Origin of the sequence: Paenibacillus sp. AD87 (assembly GCF_001659845.1) — a bacterium.
Taxonomy (GTDB): domain Bacteria; phylum Bacillota; class Bacilli; order Paenibacillales; family Paenibacillaceae; genus Paenibacillus; species Paenibacillus marchantiae.
In genome coordinates this window covers 1-1,166 of sequence record NZ_LXQN01000010.1, presented here as the reverse complement: position 1 = coordinate 1,166, position 1,166 = coordinate 1, and the positions used below count along the sequence as shown (strand labels likewise).

General features: G+C 46.7%; 3 protein-coding genes. 1 reads left to right on the top strand and 2 read right to left on the bottom strand.

Going from position 1 to position 1,166, the window contains the following annotated elements:
* Positions 1-445, top strand: a 445-nt coding sequence (locus tag gpAD87_RS22955) for a GDSL-type esterase/lipase family protein (protein WP_231952795.1), incomplete at its 5' end; no start/stop codon positions are given.
* A gap of 137 nt (positions 446-582) precedes the next feature.
* Here gpAD87_RS22955 and mnhG read toward each other — a convergent pair.
* Both mnhG and gpAD87_RS22945 read right to left on the bottom strand, forming a co-directional pair.
* Entirely contained in the window at positions 583-975 is a 393-nt protein-coding gene (gene mnhG, locus gpAD87_RS22950; RefSeq protein WP_064638850.1) for a monovalent cation/H(+) antiporter subunit G, read from the bottom strand.
* The coding region (locus gpAD87_RS22945) for a monovalent cation/H+ antiporter complex subunit F (RefSeq protein WP_064641158.1) at positions 959-1,166 on the bottom strand (208 nt) is incomplete at its 5' end. The genes gpAD87_RS22945 and mnhG, both read right to left, overlap by 17 nt.

Below are 1,166 nucleotides of genomic sequence, written 5' to 3'. Positions count from 1 at the left end.
GATGGAAGCGATTTTGAAGTATATTAAGCCAGGAGACTACTTTATTTTGCAATTAGGGATTAATGATACCAACGCCAAGAACAATACAACCGAAGCAGAGTTCAAGGAGATCATGCGTGACATGGTCCGTCAGGCCAAAAATAAAGGAGCCACCGTCATTTTATCGACGCCTCAGGGTCGGGCAACTGATTTCAATTCAGCCAATGTGCATACTGCGGAGAATCGCTGGTACAATGCATCTACACGTGCACTGGCTCAGGAAGAGGGCGTGACGCTTGTAGAACTGAACAAACTCAGTTCGGCTTATTTCACTTCCATTGGACCGGCTGCAACACTGGCCTTGTATATGACAGGAGACACGCTGCATCCGAATCGTGATGGTGCTGCCCAGCTTGCACGAATCGTTGCTGCTGATCTGAGAAGGCAGGGACTAAATGGATTTTGAATGGATTAAATATAGCTTATTTCCGCTACTCCACGAACATAGATTGGACTAAGCTAAATCGTATAGTCAAAAACACCCCCGGGACGGCCACGTAATATACGGCATGTCCCGGGGGTATTTGATTATAAACCAAGTGACTATTCTATCATATCTTTGGCTTCATGGTTGACCTTTTTACCTTTCAAGAGTGGTTCAAGTTCATCCTGTACACTTTGTTCCCATAGGGGTACGTCTGTACGATAGGCAGCCCGTCCGTTGAGATGACCGGCTACCGGTGCCGTGATAAATACAAACACAATGCCAAGCAATACCCGAGCACTGATATAGTTATCGAAATACCAGAAGAAGAGAAACGTTCCGCTCAGTACACAAAGTACGCCGAGTGTAGTGCTTTTGGTGGCGGCATGCGCCCGTAAATATACATCTGGCAGTCGGATCAGTCCGAACGCACTAAATGCGCTCAGTAATGCTCCCAGCAAGACAATGAGCCCAATGACAATGCCGGCGGTTCCATCAACGATCTCCTTCATTTTTGAATACCGCCCCCCGTTCAATGTATCGTGCAAATGCAACTGTGCTTAGAAAAGCGAGAATGCCGATCAACAGAATAATATCCAGATAAGCTTGGGTATGAAGCATCATGGATAAAACAGCAACGATGGCAATGACATTAATACCGATCGTATCCAGTGCCGTAATCCGGTCGGCCATTGAGGGTCCC

Coding starts and splice junctions, on each gene's coding strand:
- mnhG (WP_064638850.1), bottom strand. CDS start 975: ATGAAGGAGATCGTTGATGGAACCGCCGGCATTGTCATTGGGCTCATT.